Below are 24,687 nucleotides of genomic sequence, written 5' to 3' on the forward strand. Positions count from 1 at the left end.
TTTTCGATACTATAAACGAGACATGGCTTTTATTAGATATATTTTCTTTCTGTTCACAACTGCAATAGTAGCACAAACACAAATAGATTTGACGCTTGTTGATTCTACAGCTATAAAAGCAAATCAAATTGTTGCTGTCGATAATTTCGAGACTATCTATTATACTACAAATACTATTTTACACAAAAAGCCAAAAGATAAACCTTCTATTAATTATAGTAATGTTCAATTAGGAATCCCTACAACAGTAAATGCATTTAATCCTTTAAAAATAAATATGTTTTATCAGGATTTTAATACTGTGGTTATTTTAGACAATCGCTTAGCTGAAATTTTTAAAGTTGATTTCAACACAATCCCAGTTTATAAAAATGTGTCTCATGTATCCACAGGCTACGATAATACGTTATGGATTTTCAATCAGGATATCCAACAACTGCAATTATACGATTATAAAAATGACAATGTAAGAGTGACGACCATACCTGTTCAATCTAATGTTTTAGACCTTAAAAGTGATTACAATTACTGTTGGATGTTAACCGAAAACTTTTTATATCAATACACATACTTTGGGAGTTTAATTTCAAAAATTGAAAACAAAGGTTATACCTCGTTAGCCATACATAATGAAAATATTATTCTAAAAACCGATAGTTCACTAGTTTATAAGTCAAAAAAGAGTAACGACCTCATTCCTTTAAAAACACCGAAATTGTTAATAAATCAGTTTTTACTAACCAATGAAACCTTGTATATTTACGATCTTGAAAAACTTCATAAATACCAACTAAAAATCAAATAGATATGCACGTTGCAGTTGCGGGAAATATTGGTGCTGGTAAAACCACACTTACTAAGTTACTAGCGAAACACTATAAATGGGAACCTCAATTAGAAGATGTAGTTGACAATCCATATCTCGATGATTTTTATAACCAGATGGAACGTTGGAGTTTTAACTTACAAGTCTATTTTTTAAATAGCAGATTTCGTCAAGTTGCTCAAATTCGCAAAAGTGGTAAAGACATTATTCAGGATAGAACTATTTATGAAGATGCACATATTTTTGCACCCAACCTTCATGCCATGGGATTAATGACCAATCGAGATTTTGAAAATTACCGTTCGCTTTTTGATCTTATGGAAGGTTTTGTAGAAGGACCAGATTTATTGATTTACTTGAGGAGCACCATTCCAAATTTGGTGTCTCAAATTCACAAAAGAGGACGCGATTATGAGAACTCGATTAGTATCGATTATCTAAGTCGTCTAAACGAACGCTATGAAGCATGGATTCATGGTTACAACAAAGGAAACTTATTAATTATTGATGTCGATAATTTAGATTTTGTAGCTAATCCTGAAGACCTTGGAGGTATTATCAATAAAATTGACGCACAAATTAACGGGTTGTTTTAAAAGCATCTCGCCTATTCACTTTTTTAAACTAAAGAGTATTGTTTATTTTACAATAGTCGTTACACCTATACAATTACCATACAACGTTGCCATAATTGTAATTAGCACTCTATTTTTTCGTCCAAAGGTTGTAACTTAGAACATCTAAACAATCAACCTCATGACAATTCACAAGATTGAAATCGCTAAGATTTCTCAGCTTCAGGAAAAACAACCAACTTATGCTTTAGTAAAAAATACCGATCTAGTTATTATAAAACATGAAAAGGGCATTTCTGTGCTTTACGGTCGTTGTCATCATCGTGGCGCCTTATTAGCAGATGGTTATATTGAAGGTCACAACTTAATTTGTGGTGTTCATCATTGGGATTATAGGTATGATACTGGCGTTAGCGAATACAATAATGACGAACAACTACACAAATTTCAAGAGTATATAGAAGGAGATTCGCTAATGATTGATGAAAATGAAATTACCGAATTTGAAACCAATCATCCGCAGCCATTCAATCGTGACGACTATTTAGGCACTTACGCAGACACACATCCTGAAGATACAGAACCTTATACAGGATATATTAAAGAGCTTGCAAAAAACGGATTAAAAAATATTGGACATCATGGGTTTTCGGCCTCTATGGGAGTTGACAGAAATACACTGCCAAAATGGAATGACATTCAGTTTCTTCCAGCACAATTAGCCTCACGCCCATTATTAGATGAAGAAGATGTTGTTACCAAAGTCGTTATAGGACCAAATGCTAAAAAACCTTTAGTACTAGACATCCCGCTATTTGTTAGTGATATGAGTTTTGGAGCATTGTCACGAGAAGCCAAGATAGCTTTGAGCAAAGGTGCAGAAATGGCTGGAACAGGAATCTGTTCTGGAGAAGGTGGTATGTTACCAGAGGAGCAACAAAGCAACTCAAAATATTTTTATGAATTGGCCTCTGCTCAATTTGGATTTTCATGGGACAAATTAGATCATGTACAAGCCTTTCATTTTAAAGGTGGACAAGGCGCAAAAACAGGAACGGGTGGTCATTTACCAGGAAATAAAGTAAGTAAAGAAATTGCCGAAGTTAGAGATCTAGAAGAAGGGCAAACTGCAATTTCTCCAGCAGCTAATCCTAATTTTCACTCTGCTCAAGATTTTAAAAATTTTGGAGACCAAGTAAGAGAACGAACAGGTGGTATTCCTATCGGATTTAAAATTGCAGCTAGTCACATCGAAAAAGACATACAATTTGCACTCGATGCAGGAGTAGATTACATTATATTGGATGGACGAGGTGGCGGTACAGGTTCTGCTCCTACTATTTTAAGAGATCATATTAATGTTCCTACTATTCCTGCACTAGCTAGAGCAAGAACATATTTAGATCAAGTTGGCGCAAAGGATATCACCTTAGTCATTACTGGTGGTTTACGTGTTGCAGAGGATTTTGCAAAAGCCATGATGTTAGGAGCCGATGCTATTGCAGTGTCTAATTCGGCATTACAAGCTATAGGCTGTTTAGGCATGAGAGCTTGTGGTACAAATAATTGTCCTGTTGGCATTGCTACTCAAAAGGAATCGCTAAGAAGTCGCCTAATCATTCAATCTTCAGCAAAACAACTTTACAACTACTTTGATGCCACTAATCATCTTATTAAAGTTGTGGCAAGAGCTTGTGGTTATGATGACATTTCAAAATTTAATGCAAATGATCTTTCAACGTTTGATTTAGATATGCACAAGCTTACTGGTATTAATTACGCTGGAGTAAAATTTTAAATTATGATATCAACGATACATTTAGCGGCACAATATTTAGCTACTGCAGCCATAAGTTTTATTACAAAAAAAGATGATGATAGTCATACCAATTTAGGCTGGAAAAACCACACTCTTGAAACACATGAGTTTCCTAATGGTGATAAACTAGGCCTTAGCTATGAGAGTTTTTCCTTGGAATGGATTCATAGTAATGGAAATAAAGAACATTTCCTTTTAAATAAAACCACTCATAAAGACATTATAAATTGGATAATGCAGACCAGTAAAAATAATGGCTTAGATATGCCTTATCAATATGAGTTACATTACGAACTTCCATATGATCAAGTTTCTGATGGAACCAGTTTTGAAATCACCAATTCTGAAGATTTACAGGTATTAATCCAGCAAAGAAATCTAGCACAAAATGTCATTAGTACTATTTTAAAATCTAATGATTTTGAAAGCCCAATACGAATATGGCCTCATCATTTTGATACAGGTGCTTTTGTAAATGTTTCTGACCAACTCTCGATTGGTTTGGGAATGGCTATGCCAGATACACTTATTGATAGTTTTTATTTTTATGTTAGTGGGTATAATGGCCATCAGCCTATTGATATAGCATTGACGAACTCTTCACATAAAGGATCTTACTACAGCAATGGCTGGCAAGGTTTTGCTATGTCTATAAATGAGCTTGATGAACATTCAGCAATTGAATTTTGTCAAGTTGCTATCAACACTTACAAAAATACAATCAAATAATGTTCGAAATATTTGTTGGTATCATCGCTCTTGCTGCTTTTTTAAGCTATTTGAATGCTAAGTTTTTAAAGCTTCCCGAAACTATTGGTGTTATGATTCTTTCTATAGCTGTATCACTTCTGTTTGCCGCAAGCTACTTTATTGACCAAACCTATTTTGATCAAGTCACAGATTTTGCAAAAAGCATTGATTTTAAGACTATTTTGTTTGATTTTCTTCTTGGCATTTTGCTCTTCGCAGGTGCTATACATGTCAATTTAAAAGGGCTTTTAAAAGAAAAGTTGACCGTTTTTATCTATGCTACTTTTGGAGTTCTGACATCCACATTTATTATTGGGACGATATTTTTTTATATCGCTTCACTAATAGGACTAGATATTAGTTATCTATATAGTTTAGTTTTTGGGGCATTAATTTCACCCACAGATCCTGTAGCTGTATTAGCCCTATTGAAAAAAGCTGGAACTCCAAAACATATGGAAATTAAAATTGTAGGAGAATCATTGTTTAATGATGGTGTAGGTATAGTAGTATTTCTAACTATACTTGCTTTAGCTACTATGATGCACGAATTCGAATTTTCTCATATCATATCCGAATTTGGTAAAGAAGCAGGAGGTGGATTTTTGATGGGATTCCTCTTAGGGCATTTAGGAAAAAGATGCATCGTTAGTGTTAACAAACAATCGGTAATTGCCGTACATATTTCTTTAGCGATTGTTATGGGTGGTTATGTATTATCAAATATGCTTCATATCTCTGGAGCAATAGCTATGGTTGTGGCTGGTCTTATTATCGGTAATAGTCTGCATTCAAAAAATATTTCTGAAGACTTAAAAAATCATATGAATATCTTTTGGAAAGTTTTAGATGAAATCTTCAATGCTGTTTTATTTGTACTCATTGGGATTGTAATGATTACGTTAGACTTCAATATTTATCATTTATTATTAGGGCTTATAGCTGTGGTTATTGTTCTTTTATCTAGATATATCTCCATTATTTTGTCAAATTTCCTGTTAAAAAGAGAACATAGAGCAAATAAAAGCGATGTATTAATATTAACTTGGGCAGGCCTACGTGGTGGAATTTCAATTGCATTAGCACTTTCTCTTCCAGAAGGTGAAGTAAAAGACATTATTTTATATGCTACATATGTAGTCGTTGTTTTCTCAATTATAGGACAAGGATTAACCATAGAAAAACTAGTCTCTAAGTTATCAAAACCTAACAAATGAAAACTTTGTACTTCTTAGAAATTTGTTCTAAGAGCATTAAGAAGAGTTACTTTATAAACCCATTCTGTTTGGCATGTTCAATGGCTTGGGCACTGCTTTCTACTAAAAGCACAGGTGTTTGCGTATAGTTCTCGAAAAGACTTTTTACACGTAACATTTTCTTTTTGTGTTTTACACTTCTCAAATAAATAGCTGCCACCTGACTTGGGTAAGTTTTAGCAATTTCAATATAGATATCTGCATCGTGTTCTCCACTATCACCAATTAATATGAATTTTAATTTAGGGTAAGCTTTTAGAATATTAATGATCTCTATTTGCTTTTGAGGTTGATCTCCAGACTTCTTTTTAAAAATATCCTTAAAACTTCTTAGTAAGATCGGACCTTTAGGAAAGGTATGTTGCTTTAAGAAAAAATCAAGATAGCGATATAAATTCCACGGACTATGACTCACATAAAAAATTGGATTAGCATCGTTACCAGAAGTACCTCTATGTAGCTTATGATAAAAATCTGCAGCACCTTCTAAAGGAATTCGGCTTGCGGCATTTTTAAAGATGCTATTGAGTAATACTTTCCATTTCAATGTAGAGACTACGCCTGTGTGAATAATCGTATCGTCAATATCACTAATCACACCAAAATTTGCTTGAGATGACGGAATTAATAATTTACCTGGAAAGCGATTTGAATTTTGTATACTACGTTTAATATTAGCATCATCATAGGCAACTTCAAAGTGAAGCCAGCCTTCTTCATTAGTTAAGGATACTAAACCCTCAACATTCTCATCAATTTTGAAATAACCATGATCGTCTGTAACTGTTTTTAAAACGGTTCCATTTGGCAATGTTATTCTTAGTTCGGTGTGTTTAATTTCATCGGTTTCAAAACGTTTCCATGAATTGATAAATAAACCAAATAGTCCTTTTTGTTCCAAATTAATTGTTTCATCTTCTAAAGCACGACCACGCATATAAAAATGAGTATCTGTACCATAACTTTGAAACGTAATAATTTGTAAAGGGTCTTTTTTAAACACTAATCAAAACATTAGAGGTTCAAGATACTAAAATCATAAAAAACTTGGGTAGTTTTAATAGGTGTTATTAAGAATAGTTTTGATAAACAACTCAATATCAGACTTAATTACTAATAATTGATCCATAAGCATCTCATGTTCTGCTTTTAAGGTCTTTGAAACGGTTTTCAATTGCTCGTTGCCATCTATATCTGAAGTAATCTTAAAAAGTGCGAGATCATGCTCTAATTGCCCTTTTTTATGATCTAATGCATAGATCTTGGATATGAGGTCGTTAAATGTTTCTTTAAATACTAAGAATTGTGGTGATTGTTGTGGTAACTCTTGTTCTAGCGATTCCAACAATCTTATAAAGTTCATATTAACACTAGAATGTGCACAACCCAATCGCAATTTTCTATGCTTTACATCACAAAGGCTAACACGATCAAAAAAGATATCTTTATCGGTTTGTCTATAGATTGGCTTTTTATGGCTATCAAAGGCTACACGTTCATGATGCATGTTGCATTTAACAACTTGAAATGCTTGAATCTTTTCTAACAGGTTTGATATGTTTTCAACATGACTCATTTACAGCATAAAAATAAACGAATCGAAAGACATACAGTTAGGTAAAAACACCTGATTATTGAGCAATAAAAAAACCACGATAAACGTGGTTTTTTTATAATTATGTGGAATGAAATTATTCTTTAATAACCTCCATTTTTTTTAATCACTTTTTTAGCATCGCCTTCTACAGTTTCAACTGATTTTTCAAATGCATCAAGTTTTGCTTCAACTTCAGCTTCAGTACCAGAGAATGTTTCCTCTTTTGTTACCTCTTCTCCGTTTTCAACTGTAGTGTATGTAATTGTAGCTTCAGCTAAATCATGCGATACATCCATAGTTCTTTCTACTTCAATTTCAGCATTGGCCAATCCTTCTTCAGAAGTATGTCCGCCTAAAATTGGTGCAATAACTAATCCAATTAAACATGTTAATTTGATTAAGATATTCATTGATGGTCCAGACGTGTCTTTAAAAGGATCTCCAACTGTATCTCCAGTTACAGCTGCCTTGTGTGCATCTGAACCTTTATAAGTCATTTCACCATTAATCTCAACACCAGCTTCAAAAGACTTTTTAGCATTATCCCAAGCACCTCCGGCATTATTTTGGAAGATTGCCCATAATACACCTGAAACAGTAACACCAGCCATATAACCACCTAGCATTTCGGCGATAGCTTGATGATCCATACCAAATAACATTGGAATAAACGCAATAGCTAAAGGAAATCCGATAGTCAATAAACCTGGTAACATCATTTCTTTTAAAGATGCCTGTGTAGAAATCGCCACACACTTATCGTATTCTGGTTTCCCAGTACCTTCCATAATCCCAGGAATATCTCTAAACTGACGACGTACTTCTTGTACCATTTCCATGGCAGCTTTTCCTACGGCATTCATTGCTAAAGCAGAAAATACTACAGGAACCATACCTCCAACGAATAGCATCGCTAGAACCGGTGCTTTAAAGATGTTAATTCCGTCAATACCAGTAAACGTTACATAAGCAGCAAATAAAGCTAATGACGTCAATGCTGCAGAAGCAATAGCAAATCCTTTTCCTGTTGCAGCAGTTGTATTACCAACTGAATCTAAAATATCTGTACGTTCTCTAACGATTGGTTCTTGTTCACTCATTTCGGCAATCCCACCAGCGTTGTCAGAAATTGGTCCGAAAGCATCAATCGCTAACTGCATAGCTGTTGTTGCCATCATTGCAGAAGCTGCTAAAGCCACACCATAAAATCCTGCAAATGCATATGAAGCCCAAATCGCTCCAGCAAATAATAATACTGAAGGGAATGTAGAAATCATACCTGTTGCTAAACCAGCAATAATGTTAGTTCCAGCTCCAGTACTTGACTGTTGTACAATTTTTAAGATTGGTTTTTTACCAAGACCTGTATAGAACTCGGTAACCGATGAAATCACAGCGCCTACAAACAATCCAACTAAAGTTGCATAGAATACACGCATGTTAGAAATCTCTTGTAAACCTTCTCCAAAGAATTCCATTTTCATTGTTTCAGGAAGCATGTAGTAACACAATCCGAAACAAGATACAGCTACTAAGATAATAGACGTCCAGTTACCAACATTTAAAGCACCCATTACTTGAGCTTCTTTGGCATCGTTACTTTTAATTTTCACTAGCATCGTGCCAATGATAGAAATAATGATTCCTGCTCCAGCAATAGCCATTGGTAATAAGATTGGTCCAATACCTCCAAAACCGTCAGTAATAGATCCACCCATATCTTTAATCACGTAGTTACCCAATACCATTGCTGCTAATACTGTAGCAACATAAGAACCAAACAAATCGGCTCCCATACCAGCAACATCACCTACATTATCACCTACATTATCTGCAATAGTTGCAGGGTTACGTGGATCATCTTCAGGAATACCTGCTTCAACTTTACCAACAAGATCGGCTCCTACATCGGCAGCCTTTGTATAGATACCTCCACCTACACGCGCAAATAAAGCAATAGATTCGGCACCAAGAGAGAAACCAGCCAATGTTTCTAAAACGATGGTCATGTCTGTTGTATTCGTCCATTCACCTCCCATAAAAAAGTTAAAGAACACAATAAAGAAGGCTGTTAAACCTAATACTGCTAAACCGGCAACACCAAGTCCCATTACAGTACCACCTCCAAAAGAGATTTTAAGTGCATTTGGTAAACTTGTACGAGCTGCTTGAGTAGTTCTTACATTGGTTTTAGTTGCGATTTTCATTCCGATATTTCCTGCAAACGCAGAAAATACAGCACCAAAAACAAAGGCGATTATAATCAACCAGTGCGTTGTTGGTACAACAAACGATACGACAGCCAATAAAGCTGCTACGATTATCACAAAAACGGCAAGTAATCTATATTCAGCATTTAAGAAAGCAAGTGCTCCTTCGTAGATATGATCTGAAATTTCCTTCATTTTACCATCTCCAGCGTCTTGTTTCATAACCCAAGATTGTTTTACAATCATGTAAATTAATCCTAAAAGCGCCAAAGCTATTGGCATGTAAATCATCAGTGATTCCATATTTTAATTTTGTTTAGATTTGTTAATTAGCTGGGCAAAAGTAGTGAAAACCATTAAAACTAAAAAACCCTTTGCGTTTATTACAAAGGGTTAACTACTCAAATCTAAAATATTAACTAAATGGTAAAGTCACCATTAGTTTTATGCTCGCTATTTTCGTATCTATCTATACACTTATTTAAAATATCATAAGCTTCATCTGCATTACCCCAACCACCTACATCTACTTTCTTCTTTTCTAAATCTTTATACACCTGAAAAAAGTGTGTTATCTCTTTTTTTCTATGTGGATTTAAATCGGTGATATCCTCATAACTATTCCAGATAGGATCAGTAACTGGTACGCAAATCAACTTTTCATCTGGACCTTTTTCATCTGCCATGTGGAATACACCAATTGGTTTTACTTCCATCACACACATCGGAAATGTAGGCTCAGTTCCCATGACCAATACATCTAATGGGTCGCCATCTAAAGCTAGTGTTTCTGGGATAAACCCATAATCACCTGGATACATCATTGATGAAAACAACATACGATCAAAACGTATCTTATTTAATTCAAAATCATATTCGTATTTGTTACGACTCCCTTTTGGGATCTCTATCAATACATCAAAGGTCAATTTTCCAGTTGCTGTCATTACTTATCACTATTTATTCCTACGGAAATAGGTGTGTTATTCTTTTTTCGGGGTGCAAAGATAGTCTAATGTTTCAGTTTGGCAATTAAAAAGTGAAGGAGATTTTGAAAATTTATGACACAACCTAAAGCTTTTGTTCAACCTAAGAAAGTTATAAGATATGTCTTATATTGAAAAAGATTAATTACACTAAAATCTCTAGCATTTTGAAAAAACTAATTAAAGGTATTAACTGGAAATATGCTTTTGGCGAATTACTATTAATTTTCTTGGGTATTACTATTGCCATTTGGTTTAATAATTGGAATGAAACCAAAAATCAAATAAAATAGAAGTTAAATCAATTAAAGAAATTAAAAGTGCAATACATCAAGATCTAATAGATATCGATGAGAACATACATGGGTTCAGTATGCGAGTAAAACTGTATAATCAGATTATTGACTATATAGAAAAAGACTTACCAATGGATGATAGTTTAAATATCAAATTACCATACTTACTTGGCGTCACTACTTTTTTATCAAATGAAGGACCTTATGAAACATTAAAATCAAGAGGACTTGAAACCATAAACAATGACAGTTTAAGATTAAAGATCGCCCTCTATTATGATTTCGAATATGAAAAAATAAAGACAAATGAAAAACAACATTATGAGCACTATGTCAATAACTTAAAGCCCTTAATGATTGAGCACTTCGATTTATCTAACTATAAATTAAAACCTATTAACTATGATTCATTGTTTGATGACTTCAGATTTAAACAAACAATTAATTGGGCGTTAAGAACAGATCAATACATGTTAGAACTCTATAGAAACTTACATAAAAATGGAGAAACGCTCATAAAGGAATTGAATGATGAAATTTCTCTAATTCACTAAAATAGAATCAATGGATCAAAAAAAATTGAGAACAGCAAATACAAACATTACACTAGCTTATATTATTTTAGCCATTGGTGTTGTATTTATCATTTTTGCATTGCTCTCTGGAGGTATTTCTTTTGTTGGTATTATTGGTGCTTTTATTGGTTATAGGTTTTTGATAAAATCTAAAGATTACAAAAAGCAACTAGAGGAAGGCACCTAAAAATTGTACTTCAACCACAATGTTTCTCTATCTCAAATAATTATTGTTAATTGTAAGTCAACCAATTGACCAATCTAAATGCTTAGACATATCAAAACCGTTTTGTCGATTCTAAAAGAACGTGACAATCCGTTAAAAATTATTTGGGCTTATATCCTTTTACGAACGGGTTTAAACAAATATGTTCACATCAAACAACGCGGTTACAAAATTCATCTGTCCCAATCTAATTTAGCAATTACCTTATTTGGAAATAAAGATTACGGACAAGAAGATGAAGGATTTCTTCGTAAAACACTCAAACCCGGTAATACGTATGTTGACGTTGGTGCCAATATTGGTACATTGGTGCTTACTGGAGCTATTTCTGTAGGAACTGAAGGTCATGTGATTGGTATTGAAGCGCATCCAAAAACGTTTGGAGTCCTACAATCTAATATCAGACTAAATGGATTTGAATCTATTGAACTTATCAATTCTGCCGTTGGAAATGAAAAAGGTAAATTACACTTTAGTGATGCTAAATCTGATGATTCTAATAAAATACTTTTAGATTCCAACCAAGGGGTTGAAGTAGATGTGAACCTATTAGATGAATTACTCAAAGACACGAACGACATCGATGTTTTAAAAATTGATGTTGAAGGTTTTGAAAAACAAGTTTTTGAAGGCGCCGCAGCAGTTTTAAATAAGACCAAACTTATCTATTTTGAGTCTTTTGAGAACAACTATGCTACTTACAATTATAATACGGGTGATATTATTAACCTGTTAACTAGCTCAGGTTTTCAGATATTTAAAGTCATTAATAATACACATCTACAACCATTAGATAATAACTATAGATCTCTAAAATGTGAAAACTTGGTCGCCACTAAAGAGCCCACATGTTTAGAAGGTGAATATAATTTTGAAATTATTAAATGAATACCCAAACACAAGTAACAATTCTCGATTGGTGGGAATCAAAACGTTTATGGTTTAATATTTTGGTAGGTATATCAGGTATTTTAGGTATCCTTTCTGGTATATTTGAATTTTTATTAGTTGACTTACTCGGTGTTTTAGCTTGGGGTATTTTGGCCAATATTTTATTTTCTACAGGTATCGTTATAGAGCTTCTGGATGACTTTTATTTAAAGGGTAAACTAAAATTATATCGCTTTAGATGGGCTTTTTTAGTTTCGGGAACACTTCTATATTGCGCTTGGACATTTTTGTATGCCATATGGTACTTCTCTCCATTTCTAGACTTTTAAATAACCTATCAACAAACTATTACAAAATGAATTTTATTAAAACGGACGATGCCACATTAATTACTCCATTAAGACAAGAGCTATACAACACATTTACTACCGCTTTAGATAGTATGTGGGAGTCACTCTATATCGCTTCTTCAACAGCATACCTCATCAAAAACAACAATGAAATTATTGGTTACTGTTGTATAGATAATGATGATAGTTTGACACAAATATACCTTAGTAAACCACACTTAGGTTTAATGCAAAATGCTATTAAACTTTTAATAGATACACACCTTATCACTTCTGCTAAACTAAGTTCTATTGAACCTGTAAGTTTTAATACCTGTATATTATATTCAATATCTATGGAAAACAATACATTTTGTTTTCAGTATGATAGTGACCAAAAAAAATTAAAAGCACCTGTAGAATTAATCTTAGCAACTAATGAAGATATAGATACTATAAAGTCATTTTACAAGGCGCAAGTTGGTTTTGAAGACACCTTTGGTTATACTAAAAATTTGGTTCAGCGAAATGAATTGTACATTTTAAAAGACCAAACAAATTTTATCGGAACAGGAGAATGTCGCTTAAGTGATTCTCAGCCCAAATTTGCTGATGTTGGTGTTGCAGTTCATACTAATTTTAGAGGAAAAGGGTATGCAACACAAATTCTAAATACACTTGCTCAAATAGCACTTAGTAAAAATCGAAGACCTATTTGTTCAACAACCATTGACAACATCGCTTCAAAAAAAGCCATAGAAAAAGCAGGATTCCATTATGCACATAGCATTATAGATATTAGCTTTGTATAAATGAAAGAACAAATCAAAACATATTTCAATAGATATGTAGAATTTGATGATGCCGAAATTGATGCGATCTATGAAAAACTTGAAGAAAAAATCTTTAAAAAGAAAACATTTCTTTTAGAAGAGAACACCATCTGCAGACACAACTATTTTATCTTAAAAGGTGTTGTTCGTTTGTTTTATATCGATGCTAAAGGTCATGAAAAGATTACCCAGTTTGCCATAGACAATTGGTGGATTACCCATATGGAAAGCTTCATTAATCAAATACCTTCATCTCAATATTTACAGGCTGTAGAAGACACTACTGTTTTATGTTTATCTAAGTACAATTTGGAATTACTCTACAAAGAATATCCAAAATTAGAGCGTATGTTCAGACTTGTTACCGAAAACATGCTCATTGCAAACCTTAGAAAAAGTGACATCTATTTACAAATGAAAAGTAAAGAGCGTTATACTTTTTTTGTTGAAAAATTACCAGATTTCGCACAGCGCGTTCCTCAGTACATGATTGCTTCTTATCTTGAAATCACACCCGAATATTTAAGTGAATTGCGACGACAACGCAACTAAAGATCATTCTTAAGATATCTTAATTTTTACCTGACAAGTAACTCATAATTTTACACCATAATCAAAAACGAATAGTATGGCACGAATTACTTATCAGGATATTCCAAACGGAATGTTCGAACACTTAAGAACAATTGAAGATTTTATAACTGGTTCTTCTTTAAACCAACAATTAATTGAAATTATACGCCTGAGAACTTCTCAAAAAAATGGTTGCGCTTATTGCGTCGATATGCATCACAAAGAATTAAAACACCTGGGTGAAACCGATTTACGCTTATCGTCTCTATGTGTATGGGAAGACACGCCGTATTTTACTGAAGAAGAACGAGCAGTTCTTTATTTTACAGACGCGCTTACCAAATTAAATCGTAAACCCATTCCTGATACGATTTACAATGAATTATTAAGTTTTTATACTAAAGAAGAGATTTGTTATATCACTTTAACTATTTCTCAAAGTAATACATGGAACCGATTAATGAAAACATTTGAGTTTACACCTGGAAACTACAAAGCAGACGAATAAAAACTATGCAAACAAGAAGTAAAACAATTAAATTTTTTTTGAGACTCGCACTTTCTATTGGATTTTTATCAGCTGTTGCCGATCGATTTGGTTTTTGGAAAACAGAACTTTCTGCTTGGGGAAGCTGGACCAACTTCTTAGAGTATACACAACTTATAAATCCGTGGATTCCAGATACCCTTATAGCTTTAATTGGTAGTATTGCAACTATTGCCGAAATAGTATTTGCAATATGCCTTATACTAGGATTTAAAACCGAACTAGTTGCAAAATTAAGCGGTATCCTTTTATTGATTTTTGCTGTTTCAATTACACTATCAACAGGTGTAAAAGGCGCTCTAGACTATTCAGTATTTACTGCTTCGGCAGCAGCTTTTGCTTTGAGTTTATTTAAAGAAAAGCATTTAGAGCTCGATACGATATTTATAAAAAAAGAAGACTAACCAATTTGGGTTTTACATAACTAATAATAAGCATCTAAACTTAGTATAACGCCTATTATTTAGTTTCTATTTACTACATTAGAGACGCAATCAAGCCATTAATCAAGTTTCAGAAAAATTAATGGTTTAAAGTTATCGTCTTATGAAAGCTTCCATTTTACATCTATTATTGTGTTTAACCTTAGTTGGTTGTAACACCAAAAATGAACAGTCTCTTGAAACAGTATCAGAATCTGCGAGCAAAAGCATTATAGACTTATCTCACAGCTATTCTGATAAAACCGTCTATTGGGTAACTGCTAAAGAGTTTAAATTAGATACTGTATTTAAAGGACAAACAGAAAAAGGCTATTATTATGCTGCCAATAATTTTAGTACTGCAGAGCATGGTGGTACACATATTGATGCACCAATTCATTTTGCAAAAAATGCTCAAACTGTAGATGAAATTCCTCTAGAAAAATTAATTGGTAATGCCATTAAAATTGATATCACACAAAAGAGTAGCAATAATCCCGATTACCTTGTTAATATAGAAGACTTTACCAATTGGGAAAAAACGCATGGACATACAATTCCAGACAAAAGCATTGTTTTAATTGAAACAGGTTTTTCAAAATATTATCCAGACAAAGTAAAATATCTTGGCACAGATGAACGTGGAGATCATGCCGTAAAGCTTTTACATTTTCCAGGTCTTTCACCTGAAGCTGCAACCTGGTTAGTAGAGAACAGAAACATCAACGCTATAGGCATTGATACACCAAGTATTGATTATGGTCAATCTGAATATTTCCAAAGCCACGTCATTCTATTAAAGCAAAATATTCCAGCGTTTGAGAACCTTACCAATTTGGATAAATTACCGTCAAATGAATTTGAAATTATTGCCTTACCAATGAAAATAGAAGGTGGCAGTGGTGCACCTTTAAGAATAGTAGCGCTTGTAAGTGAATAGAAAAGCTAAGATTTAGACTAGATTTCTTTTAAAAACTAAACCCGAAGCTTCCAGTCACACCAAAGGATCTTGCATCAGGATTAGAGAGGTAATTCCCTCTAAAATTAAAATCAATCCTTAAAATTTTGAAGATGTTACCAACGCCAAAACTATATTCATAATAGATATCTTCACTTGGTGCAACTAAAGGTGTTTCTACTGGATTTCCTGTAGTATTCAATGCTATATTCTTATCAGACAAATCTCCCCAAACACCTCTAAGACCAACAATAGCTCTTAGGTTGTATTTCTTTAGAAATGGGATTCGAGAAAATATACGTCCGTTAAAATTATGCTCTAAATGCACCGAAGTATAAGTATCTGTAACGAATTCATAAAAATCTAACTGCGGAAATGTATTATAGATTGAAAAATATGACTGATTTCCAGGAACGACACTCAATAAACCCAATGGAACTTCTCCGAAAGTTTTACCAGCTTCAACAGTTGTGGTTAATCTTCCAAAACCACCAACTTGCCAAGGCTGAATATAAGACAACTGAACTTTTGTATAGTCAAAATCACTATTAAACCAACTTTTATCACCTCTAGTGATTTGTGCAAATAAGGTAGCAAAACCATCATTAGCATTTCGACGTTCAACACCATATCCTGTCATTTTACGATTAGGAAAGTACGATAACGATAAAGCTGTTTCAAATTGTTTTACTTCCGATGAGATTCCAGTTGGAGACTCTGGATCATTATAATCTAAACTAAACGTTGGTGATGCAGACTCTAATGTTCTGTAAGTACCACTTGTTCGTATTACAAAGTTCTTGCTTGGTTCAATCTCTAAGGCCAATGTGGTCAAATTAACATTGGTCAACTTATCATTAACACTCGTTCCAACAACCGCTGAGGACGCCAGACTACGTCCTAAAACATCTGTTGATGATGTTAAATTAGCACCAATTTGCTCCACATCACGTCTATTTCCACCTGAAATGATTAATCGGTTTTTTTTATCGATAAGCCATTTCCCCGAAATGCCATACTTAAATTTGTCATCTCTAAATCCGTAAGCTAGAAATCCTTCTACTCGCCATAGATCATTAGGTCCAAAGTAAGTTCGCCCTCCACCTCGAATACGCATACCTTCTACTTCATTAAATCCGAATACTGAAAATACGGGTCCAATATCTAGATTAAGACTCGGTACTTCAATATATCCAGAAGCCAGAATACTTCCCAGATTATAAAGACGTTTAAATTTCTTGACTGTTTTAAGCGTATCTAACATCTTATAGACACCTTTTTCATCTTTATTTAAAGATTCCATTCGGTTTTTTTCCCAAAATTCGTCATCTCGATTATAGGCATCCTCGTTATAATTGTAGACCTCCTCATCGTAGAATTTTTCAGGTTGAACCTCATCAAAAACATAGTTATCATATAAAGTGGTTCGTTTTCCGTAAACACCACGAGATTTTTCCTTTTTACTCAAGGCGAAATCTGATAACATATAATCACGTTTTATCAAGAACAGTGTATCGTTCAGTACTTCAAATTCCTGTTCGATATAAATCTCTTTAACCCAGTTTATGTTAGCACTTTTAGAAGCCTGTAAATTAATATCCTTAATAGCATAAGTCGAATCGTTTACCCAAAAATCACCTTTAAAAGTCAATTCATTTTTACGTCTCGGATAATAGATAATATTGTAACACCATTTATTATCGATAAAGGCGCTATCGGATAATACGTAGTTATAGGTTTGAATTCCAGTACGAGACAACGGACTCACAAAACTTTTATCAAAAAACTTGAGATAGTTATCATAGATATTGAAATCGGCATAGAGGTCATCTACAAAATCAATAATCACTTGATTGTTACTAAACCCAGAATTTTTATTCCCTTTTAGCTCTTCTTTTTCCTTGTCAAGAAGATTATCACCATACACTTTACTCACAGCCTCATTGATAAACATAGGCAAATAGGTCTTCCCAGTAACACTAGATGTATCCACCTTATCAAAAACAAACTCCATACCTCTAAACAAACGACTTTTAATTAAAGCGCTGTCTATAGTATTGATATCAAATTCAACTTTTTCGTATTTGTCGTATTGGTATTGCTTGAATTGGCGTAACCCATTTTGACGTTTGCGTTCCCATATTTTTTTTAAAATCCTAATGGCGGGATTTTCAGAAGCTTTCTTAGATTGTTTACCTGTAACAATAACGACTTCATTGAGTGCTGCCGCTTCTTCTTTTAATATGAACTTTAAATCGTAATTAACTTTCTGTTCTAGTGTAAATTCTTTGAGTTCATAACCTAAAAAAGACACAATAACAGTTTGCCATGTGTTTTCAGATTCTAAATAAAAACGACCATCTTCATTGGTTATGGTGCCTTCAGTAGACCCTTTGAATAGTACATTAGCGAAGGCTATAGGTTCATTGTTCTCATCGTACACATAACCGCTCACTTTAGTTTGAGCGAATGCCATGGATATTCCGAAGAATAAAAATAAAATAAGGAGCTTTTGTTTCATTTATATTAATATTTGCAATACACTAGATCTAAGAATTAATTCTCTTTGATTGTAAGAGCTATTGCAACCTAAATGCGAATATAGGCTTTCATAATAAAAAACTTCATCAACAATCGTGCTAATGAAGTTCTTTTAACGCAAATAATTGCGATTTATTTATTTGTACATCACTTTTTTTACTGCTTTAATTACATCTTCGCTATTAGGCAACCATTCCTCCAATAGCACTGGAGAATAAGGTGCTGGTGTATCTGCAGTATTTATTTTAACAATTGGAGCATCTAAATAATCAAATGCTTCAGATTGTACTAAGTATGTGATTTCGGTAGCAACATTTCCAAAAGGCCATGCCTCTTCGAGAACAACTAATCGATTTGTTTTTTTAACCGACTCTAGAACTGCATTTCTATCCATTGGACGTACAGTACGTAAATCGATGATCTCACATGAGATTCCTTCCTTTTCTAGTTCGTCGGCAGCTTTGTAGGCTTCTTTTATGATTTTACCAAACGATACTATGGTTACATCAGTACCTTCGCGCTTAATTTCGGCAACACCTAATGGAATTGTGTATTCGCCTTCTGGCACTTCTCCTTTATCACCATACATTTGCTCACTTTCCATAAAAATTACGGGATCATCATCACGAATAGCCGATTTCAATAGGCCCTTAGCATCATAAGGATTAGAAGGCACTACGACTTTCAAACCAGGTGTATTAGCAAACCAGCTTTCAAATGCTTGTGAATGTGTTGCAGCTAACTGACCTGCAGAAGCGGTAGGTCCACGAAATACAATCGGACACTTGAATTGTCCGCCAGACATTTGTCTAATCTTAGCCGCATTATTTATTATTTGATCAATACCAACCAAAGAGAAATTAAAGGTCATGTATTCTACGATAGGACGATTTCCTGTCATTGTAGATCCAATAGCAATACCAGCAAAGCCAAGCTCAGCAATTGGAGTATCAATGACACGTTTAGATCCGAATTCATCTAACATTCCTTTTGAAGCCTTATAAGCCCCATTATATTCCGCGACTTCCTCACCCATTAAATAAATGCTTTCATCTCTGCGCATTTCTTCGCTCATGGCTTCGGCAATCGCTTCTCTAAATTGAATTGTCTTCATCTATAAGTTTTTTTAAACGAATAGCAAAAATAATAATTATTGCTTATAAAATAACATAAAATTGAGGATGAAAATAGAAACAAATACAATCAAGCGAGCATTTTTTATCTTTTTATATATTTTCCTTTATAAAACGTACAATTACTAAGAAATTCAAGTCCTAAAAAATTGAATTATTCACACTTTATAAAGGCATTTCTGAGAATTTGACAATGAAACACATGGGAATTAATTTTTTTATAAAATTTATTATGCACGCATAGTAAAATTCAAATTATTATAATTATCTTCGTAACCTCTAAAAAATAACATTGCAAATAAACTTCAATATGAAAAAAACTTTATTAGTGCTTTGTGTGACCTTATGTATGGTTGCCAAAGGTTTTACTCAAGACAAAAAAGTAGCTGTAGTTAGCTTTTATACAGATAAAATAATTGGTTTTAGTGAGCTAGATGCAGGAGGAGAAGAACTTTTGGCGCGTGTATTAAAATTAAGAGATAATCCAGATTTTGATTTAACACCTATTTTAGAAAAATTTCATACAGAATTCTTTAACACGTATTCAAAAAAATTTCCATTTGAGTTACTTCCAGAAGACGAAGTAACAAAAAACCAAGAATATATCGATTTCAAACCAAAGTATGAAAAAGATGAAGAAGAACTAAAGCGCTACGTCATTTATGATGGCTACAAGTACATTTATGATGGTTTTGCTGGTAAAGACAATGAAGTTGCCACAGCTAAAATGTTTAGTGACAAAGCTAACGGAGTGATGTTTGTTGAAGTACATTTTGATCTTACCAAAGGTTTTGGAATTGGAGGTACTGCAACTGTAAAAATGAGAGCCAATGCCAGAATTACAATGTATGACAAATCAGGAAAAAAAGTCTTTGTAATAAATGAAGGTGCTAATTCTAAAAAAACATCTGTAATGGTTAAAGGAATTCCTGTAATGAGTACTAAAAAGATCTTACCTATGTGTGAAAGTGCATTAGAGCGATTAATGAAAGACTTAAATAAGCGACTTCCAAAAATTATCAAAAAAGCGAAAAAATTAAAATAAATATACACTCAAAATAAATAATTCGATATGAAAATATTAGTATGTATTAGTCACGTTCCTGATACAACTTCAAAGATTAATTTCACCGAAGGAGATACGAAATTTGACACTAATGGTGTTCAGTTTGTGATCAATCCAAACGATGAGTTTGGTTTAACACGTGCGATGTGGTTTAAGGAAAAACAAGGTGCCAACGTAACTGTGGTTAATGTTGGTGGTCCAGAAACAGAACCAACACTTCGCAAGGCTTTAGCTATAGGAGCTGATGCTGCTATACGTGTAAACACTCAAGCTAAAGATGGTGTTCAAGTGGCAAAAGAATTGGCAAATGTCGTTAACGAAGGTGGTTATGATTTAGTCATTGCTGGACGTGAGTCTATTGATTATAATGGAGGAATGGTTCCAGGTATGCTAGCAGCTTTAACGAATGCTAACTTTGTAACCAACTGTATTAGTTTAGAAGTTGATGGTACCAATGCTACTGCAATGCGTGAAATTGATGGTGGAAAAGAAACTGTAGCGACAAGTTTACCTTTAATTATTGGTGGTCAAAAAGGATTAGTGGAAGAAAGTGATCTTCGAATTCCAAATATGAGAGGAATCATGATGGCACGTCAAAAACCATTATCGGTTGTAGAACCAACAAATGCTGCTGCAGAAACAAACTCTGTTAAGTTTGAAAAACCAGCTCCAAAAGGCGCTGTAACTTTAGTAGATGCAGATAATATTGATCAATTAGTTAGTTTACTTCACAACGAAGCGAAAGTAATTTAATCAACCCTTAAAAGAAAACACATGTCAGTTTTAGTATATACAGAATCAGAACAAGGAAAATTTAAAAAAGTAGCTTTTGAAGTTGCTTCTTATGCCAAAGCCGTTGCAGATCAAATGGGAACAACCGTTACAGCTGTAACTGTTAATGCAGGAGACTCTTCAGAATTAGGAAGCTATGGTGTAGATAAGGTACTTAACATTAATAATGGTGATTTAGACAAATTCAATGCCGCTGCTTATGCAAGTGCTATTGAGCAAGCTGCTAAACAGGAAGGCTCTAAAGTTGTAGTGCTTAGTTCGAGTGCCGATAGTAAATATTTGGCGCCATTAGTAGCTATTGGGTTAGATGCAGGTTATGCCTCTAATGTTGTTGAAGCGCCTTCAAGTACAGCGCCTTTTACAGTAAAGCGTACAGCATTTACTAACAAAGCTTTCAATGTCACGTCTATTGATACAGACGTTAAAGTTGTTGGTGTATCAAAAAATGCTTTCGGATTAGTAGAATCTAGCGGAAATGCAGCCTCTGAGGACTTCGCTCCTGCTATTTCTGCATCGGGAGTTACTGTACAATCTGTAGATAAAGCAACAGATAAAGTCACTATAGCAGATGCTGAAATCGTTGTTTCTGGTGGTCGTGGATTAAAAGGTCCTGAAAACTGGGGAATGGTAGAAGAATTAGCAGATGTTTTAGGTGCAGCAACAGCATGTTCAAAACCAGTATCCGACCTTGGATGGAGACCTCATAGTGAGCACGTTGGTCAAACAGGGAAGCCAGTAGCATCAAATTTATACATTGCGATTGGTATTTCAGGAGCTATCCAGCATTTAGCAGGAATTAACTCTTCAAAAGTAAAAGTAGTTATCAATACAGATCCAGAAGCGCCTTTCTTTAAAGCTGCAGATTATGGTGTTGTAGGTGATGCCTTTGAAGTTGTACCAACACTCATCGAAAAATTAAAAGCTTTTAAAGCTCAAAACGCATAATTTTTTATAAATTGTAGTTTGAAAAGGGCTGTTTTGATTTGGTTCTTTATATATAAATCTGCATTTTGCAGTTTGTAAAGTCCTAATTAAAACAGTTCTTTGCGTTTTAGAAATTATGAGTTTAGTTAGATTAAACATAAAAGGAATTTCATACAGCCAAACCCAAAATGGGGCGTACGCTTTAATTCTTAATGAAGTTGATGGTGATCGTAAATTACCCATCGTTATTGGTGCTTTTGAAGCCCAATCGATAGCTATTGCTCTTGAAAAAGAGATAAGACCTCCGAGACCTTTAACGCATGACCTATTTAAAAATTTTGCCGATCGTTTTGATATCGTAGTAAAGCAAGTTATCATTCATAAATTAGTTGACGGTGTCTTCTACTCTAGTTTGATTTGTGAACGTGATAAGATTGAAGAAATTATTGATGCTAGAACCAGTGATGCTATTGCACTAGCGTTGCGTTTTAAGGCTCCAATTTTTACCTATAAAAACATTTTAGATAAAGCTGGAATTTATCTAAAAGTGAATCCTAAAAAAGAAAGCGAAGACCAAGATTCCATTCTTGTAGACGACATGGTCGTTGAAGAAATTGAAGCTAGTATTCAAGAAAACTATAAGGATAAAACAATTCAAGAATTACATACACTTCTAGACGAGGCTGTCAATAATGAAGATTATGAAAAAGCAGCCAAAATACGAGACGAAATCTCTAAACGTTAATCCCTTTCACATGAGACATTTTTTACTAGCTATTGCAGCTATTTTTTTTGGAATTACAACAACTTTTAGCCAAGACCTAGAAAAGAAATGGCAGTTTGATGCGATTGAAAATGAAAGTGGATTATCATTATTTGAAGTTTCAGATACCGATAACCTACATTTAGAAGCTGGAGAGTTTAGTTACAATTTAAATTCAAAGAACGACCTGAAAGCATCAGGAGACTATATCTATCAAAATAACCTTTTGGTATTTTACTACTCCAAACCAAATGATACTATAAGGCGTTATAAGATTTCCGAGCTTACCGATTCTACTTTAGTGTTTTCTGAAAAGGAGACCACCTATAAATTTAGAGTAGCAAAAACTGAAGACATCGTTCAGCAGGCCGATAATGAAGCCACTGAGACAACACCATTAGTAACAGATAATACCACAGATATTATCCCGAGCCAAGGCTTCTCAATGAATAGTTTGTGGCGTGGCGCCTTAGGGATGATAACACTCATATTTATTGCATTTTTATTTAGTAGTAACCGAAAGGCCATCAACTGGAAAACAGTTGGATTAGGGTTAGCATTTCAACTTATCATTGCCGTTGGAGTTTTAAAAGTTGGGTTCGTAAAAGCTATTTTTGAATTTATTGGAGGACTTTTCGTTCAAGTATTAGAATTCACTAGAGCGGGTAGTAAATTCCTATTCGAAGGTTTAGTGGTAGATATGGACACTTTTGGATTTATCTTTGCCTTTCAAGTATTACCAACAATTATTTTCTTCTCTGCACTAACTTCTGTGTTGTTTTATTTAGGAATAATTCAAAAATTAGTAAAAGGGCTAGGTTGGTTATTATCAAAAGTACTGAAGATTTCAGGTGCTGAAAGCTTAAGCGTGGCTGGGAATATCTTTCTAGGTCAAACCGAAGCCCCTCTTTTAATAAAAGCCTACCTTGAAAAGATGAATAAATCGGAAATTCTCTTAGTCATGATTGGCGGGATGGCTACTGTTGCAGGCGCTGTTCTAGCAGCGTATATAGGATTCTTAGGTGGAGATGACCCAGCATTAAGGCTGTTTTATGCAAAGCACTTATTAGCAGCATCCGTTATGGCCGCTCCCGGAGCTATTGTTATTTCTAAGATTTTATTTCCGCAAACAGAAAAAATCGATACAGATGTTCACGTATCTCAAGAAAAAATAGGTTCCAATATTTTAGAAGCTATCGCAAATGGAACGACCGAGGGCCTAAAACTTGCCGTTAATGTTGGTGCCATGTTACTTGTATTTGTAGCTTTTATTGCCATGATAAATTATGGCTTTGATAAAATAGGTTATTTTACGGGACTCAATGAATGGATTGTAGATAATACAGGATATAATGGTTTATCTCTCGAGTTTATTCTTGGCTATATCTTTGCACCTTTAATGTGGCTTATTGGAGTTGCTACCGAAGATATGGCGCTTATGGGACAATTACTAGGCATCAAATTAGCAGCTAGTGAATTTATAGGTTATATTCAACTGGCCGATTTAAAAGATGTAGCTAGTGCGACGCACTTAAAATATCAGAAGTCAATTATCATGGCAACCTACATGCTTTGTGGTTTTGCAAACTTTGCGTCTATCGGAATTCAAATTGGAGGTATTGGGTCTCTAGCACCTGGGCAAAGAAAGCAATTGTCTAAATTTGGAATGAAGGCATTAATTGGTGGAACATTAGCGTCATTGATTTCTGCAACCATAGCTGGAATGATTATCGGCTAGTAACAAATCACTGCTGATAGCTTATCTAACTTAACTGTATAAAAGCCAATTAAGCTTTAGT

The 24,687-nt window shown here is 34.0% G+C and carries 26 protein-coding genes; 20 read left to right on the forward strand and 6 right to left on the reverse strand.

The features are described 5' to 3' along the window. Positions 1-22 precede the first annotated feature (22 nt). From KWG70_RS16100 to KWG70_RS16120, 5 genes are all read left to right on the forward strand, one after another. Positions 23-805 (forward strand): hypothetical protein, encoded by a 783-nt coding sequence (locus KWG70_RS16100; RefSeq protein WP_230937067.1) that lies wholly within the window; start codon positions 23-25, stop codon positions 803-805. A gap of 2 nt (positions 806-807) precedes the next feature. After that, a complete protein-coding gene (locus KWG70_RS16105) occupies positions 808-1,422 on the forward strand; it encodes a deoxynucleoside kinase (protein WP_230937068.1) in 615 nt (204 codons plus the stop codon). Between the two features lie 160 nt (positions 1,423-1,582). Then, entirely contained in the window at positions 1,583-3,199 is a 1,617-nt protein-coding gene (locus tag KWG70_RS16110; RefSeq protein WP_230937069.1) for a glutamate synthase-related protein, read from the forward strand. Between the two features lie 3 nt (positions 3,200-3,202). Continuing rightward, a complete protein-coding gene (locus KWG70_RS16115; protein WP_230937070.1) occupies positions 3,203-3,949 on the forward strand; it encodes a hypothetical protein in 747 nt (248 codons plus the stop codon). Beyond that, positions 3,949-5,187 (forward strand): cation:proton antiporter, encoded by a 1,239-nt coding sequence (locus KWG70_RS16120; RefSeq protein ID WP_230937071.1) that lies wholly within the window; start codon positions 3,949-3,951, stop codon positions 5,185-5,187. The genes KWG70_RS16115 and KWG70_RS16120 overlap by 1 nt, the downstream gene beginning before the upstream one ends. A 46-nt stretch (positions 5,188-5,233) precedes the next feature. Here the strand turns inward: KWG70_RS16120 and KWG70_RS16125 are convergent, their stop codons facing one another. The 4 genes from KWG70_RS16125 to KWG70_RS16140 all read right to left on the reverse strand — a co-directional run bounded on the left by KWG70_RS16125 (position 5,234) and on the right by KWG70_RS16140 (position 9,980). Beyond that, positions 5,234-6,229: an App1 family protein gene (locus KWG70_RS16125; protein ID WP_230937072.1), complete on the reverse strand. Its 996-nt coding sequence runs from the start codon at positions 6,227-6,229 to the stop codon at positions 5,234-5,236. Positions 6,230-6,283: 54 nt separating this feature from the next. Further along, positions 6,284-6,802 (reverse strand): hypothetical protein, encoded by a 519-nt coding sequence (locus KWG70_RS16130; protein ID WP_230937073.1) that lies wholly within the window; start codon positions 6,800-6,802, stop codon positions 6,284-6,286. A gap of 122 nt (positions 6,803-6,924) precedes the next feature. Beyond that, positions 6,925-9,336 carry a sodium-translocating pyrophosphatase gene (locus KWG70_RS16135; protein WP_230937074.1) on the reverse strand — a complete coding sequence of 804 codons (2,412 nt, stop codon included), beginning with the start codon at positions 9,334-9,336 and terminating at the stop codon, positions 6,925-6,927. Between the two features lie 116 nt (positions 9,337-9,452). Beyond that, a complete protein-coding gene (locus tag KWG70_RS16140; protein ID WP_230937075.1) occupies positions 9,453-9,980 on the reverse strand; it encodes an inorganic diphosphatase in 528 nt (175 codons plus the stop codon). Between the two features lie 206 nt (positions 9,981-10,186). Here KWG70_RS16140 and KWG70_RS17905 point away from each other — a divergent pair, with 206 nt between their 5' ends. From KWG70_RS17905 to KWG70_RS16185, 10 genes are all read left to right on the forward strand, one after another. Further along, positions 10,187-10,312 carry a hypothetical protein gene (locus tag KWG70_RS17905; RefSeq protein ID WP_262910644.1) on the forward strand — a complete coding sequence of 42 codons (126 nt, stop codon included), beginning with the start codon at positions 10,187-10,189 and terminating at the stop codon, positions 10,310-10,312. An 80-nt stretch (positions 10,313-10,392) separates the two neighbouring features. Then, positions 10,393-10,869, forward strand: coding sequence for a hypothetical protein (locus KWG70_RS16145; RefSeq protein WP_230937076.1), 477 nt, complete (start codon positions 10,393-10,395; stop codon positions 10,867-10,869). Positions 10,870-10,879: 10 nt separating this feature from the next. Continuing rightward, complete coding sequence (locus KWG70_RS16150; protein ID WP_230937077.1) at positions 10,880-11,077, forward strand: hypothetical protein; 198 nt, start codon at positions 10,880-10,882, stop codon at positions 11,075-11,077. A gap of 78 nt (positions 11,078-11,155) precedes the next feature. Then, complete coding sequence (locus KWG70_RS16155; protein ID WP_230937078.1) at positions 11,156-12,004, forward strand: FkbM family methyltransferase; 849 nt, start codon at positions 11,156-11,158, stop codon at positions 12,002-12,004. Next, positions 12,001-12,336 carry a hypothetical protein gene (locus KWG70_RS16160; protein WP_230937079.1) on the forward strand — a complete coding sequence of 112 codons (336 nt, stop codon included), beginning with the start codon at positions 12,001-12,003 and terminating at the stop codon, positions 12,334-12,336. The genes KWG70_RS16155 and KWG70_RS16160 overlap by 4 nt, the downstream gene beginning before the upstream one ends. Before the next feature lie 26 nt (positions 12,337-12,362). Continuing rightward, the gene (locus KWG70_RS16165) at positions 12,363-13,148 is read left to right on the forward strand and encodes a GNAT family N-acetyltransferase (protein WP_230937080.1); all 786 of its coding nucleotides are present in this window, start codon (positions 12,363-12,365) and stop codon (positions 13,146-13,148) included. Then, positions 13,149-13,721: a Crp/Fnr family transcriptional regulator gene (locus KWG70_RS16170; RefSeq protein WP_230937081.1), complete on the forward strand. Its 573-nt coding sequence runs from the start codon at positions 13,149-13,151 to the stop codon at positions 13,719-13,721. Positions 13,722-13,797: 76 nt separating this feature from the next. Continuing rightward, entirely contained in the window at positions 13,798-14,250 is a 453-nt protein-coding gene (locus KWG70_RS16175) for a carboxymuconolactone decarboxylase family protein (protein WP_230937082.1), read from the forward strand. Between the two features lie 38 nt (positions 14,251-14,288). After that, positions 14,289-14,693 (forward strand): DoxX family protein, encoded by a 405-nt coding sequence (locus KWG70_RS16180; RefSeq protein WP_230937083.1) that lies wholly within the window; start codon positions 14,289-14,291, stop codon positions 14,691-14,693. A 142-nt stretch (positions 14,694-14,835) separates the two neighbouring features. Next, positions 14,836-15,651, forward strand: coding sequence for a cyclase family protein (locus KWG70_RS16185; protein ID WP_230937084.1), 816 nt, complete (start codon positions 14,836-14,838; stop codon positions 15,649-15,651). 28 nt (positions 15,652-15,679) lie between these two features. Here KWG70_RS16185 and KWG70_RS16190 read toward each other — a convergent pair whose 3' ends face one another. Next, positions 15,680-18,190, reverse strand: coding sequence for a DUF5686 and carboxypeptidase-like regulatory domain-containing protein (locus KWG70_RS16190; protein WP_230937085.1), 2,511 nt, complete (start codon positions 18,188-18,190; stop codon positions 15,680-15,682). A 156-nt stretch (positions 18,191-18,346) separates the two neighbouring features. Further along, positions 18,347-19,324: a pyruvate dehydrogenase complex E1 component subunit beta gene (locus KWG70_RS16195; RefSeq protein ID WP_230937086.1), complete on the reverse strand. Its 978-nt coding sequence runs from the start codon at positions 19,322-19,324 to the stop codon at positions 18,347-18,349. Positions 19,325-19,653: 329 nt separating this feature from the next. Between KWG70_RS16195 and KWG70_RS16200 the strand changes: the two genes are divergently transcribed. The 5 genes from KWG70_RS16200 to KWG70_RS16220 all read left to right on the forward strand — a co-directional run bounded on the left by KWG70_RS16200 (position 19,654) and on the right by KWG70_RS16220 (position 24,626). Beyond that, positions 19,654-20,388, forward strand: coding sequence for a hypothetical protein (locus tag KWG70_RS16200; protein ID WP_230937087.1), 735 nt, complete (start codon positions 19,654-19,656; stop codon positions 20,386-20,388). Positions 20,389-20,415: 27 nt separating this feature from the next. Next, positions 20,416-21,162 carry an electron transfer flavoprotein subunit beta/FixA family protein gene (locus KWG70_RS16205; RefSeq protein WP_230937088.1) on the forward strand — a complete coding sequence of 249 codons (747 nt, stop codon included), beginning with the start codon at positions 20,416-20,418 and terminating at the stop codon, positions 21,160-21,162. 21 nt (positions 21,163-21,183) lie between these two features. Further along, entirely contained in the window at positions 21,184-22,146 is a 963-nt protein-coding gene (locus KWG70_RS16210) for an electron transfer flavoprotein subunit alpha/FixB family protein (protein WP_230937089.1), read from the forward strand. Positions 22,147-22,261: 115 nt separating this feature from the next. Continuing rightward, positions 22,262-22,870 carry a bifunctional nuclease family protein gene (locus tag KWG70_RS16215; protein WP_230937090.1) on the forward strand — a complete coding sequence of 203 codons (609 nt, stop codon included), beginning with the start codon at positions 22,262-22,264 and terminating at the stop codon, positions 22,868-22,870. Between the two features lie 10 nt (positions 22,871-22,880). Beyond that, positions 22,881-24,626, forward strand: coding sequence for a NupC/NupG family nucleoside CNT transporter (locus tag KWG70_RS16220; protein ID WP_230937091.1), 1,746 nt, complete (start codon positions 22,881-22,883; stop codon positions 24,624-24,626). Positions 24,627-24,687 lie beyond the last annotated feature (61 nt).

The organism is Psychroserpens luteolus (genome assembly GCF_021032705.1).
Taxonomy (GTDB): domain Bacteria; phylum Bacteroidota; class Bacteroidia; order Flavobacteriales; family Flavobacteriaceae; genus Psychroserpens; species Psychroserpens luteolus.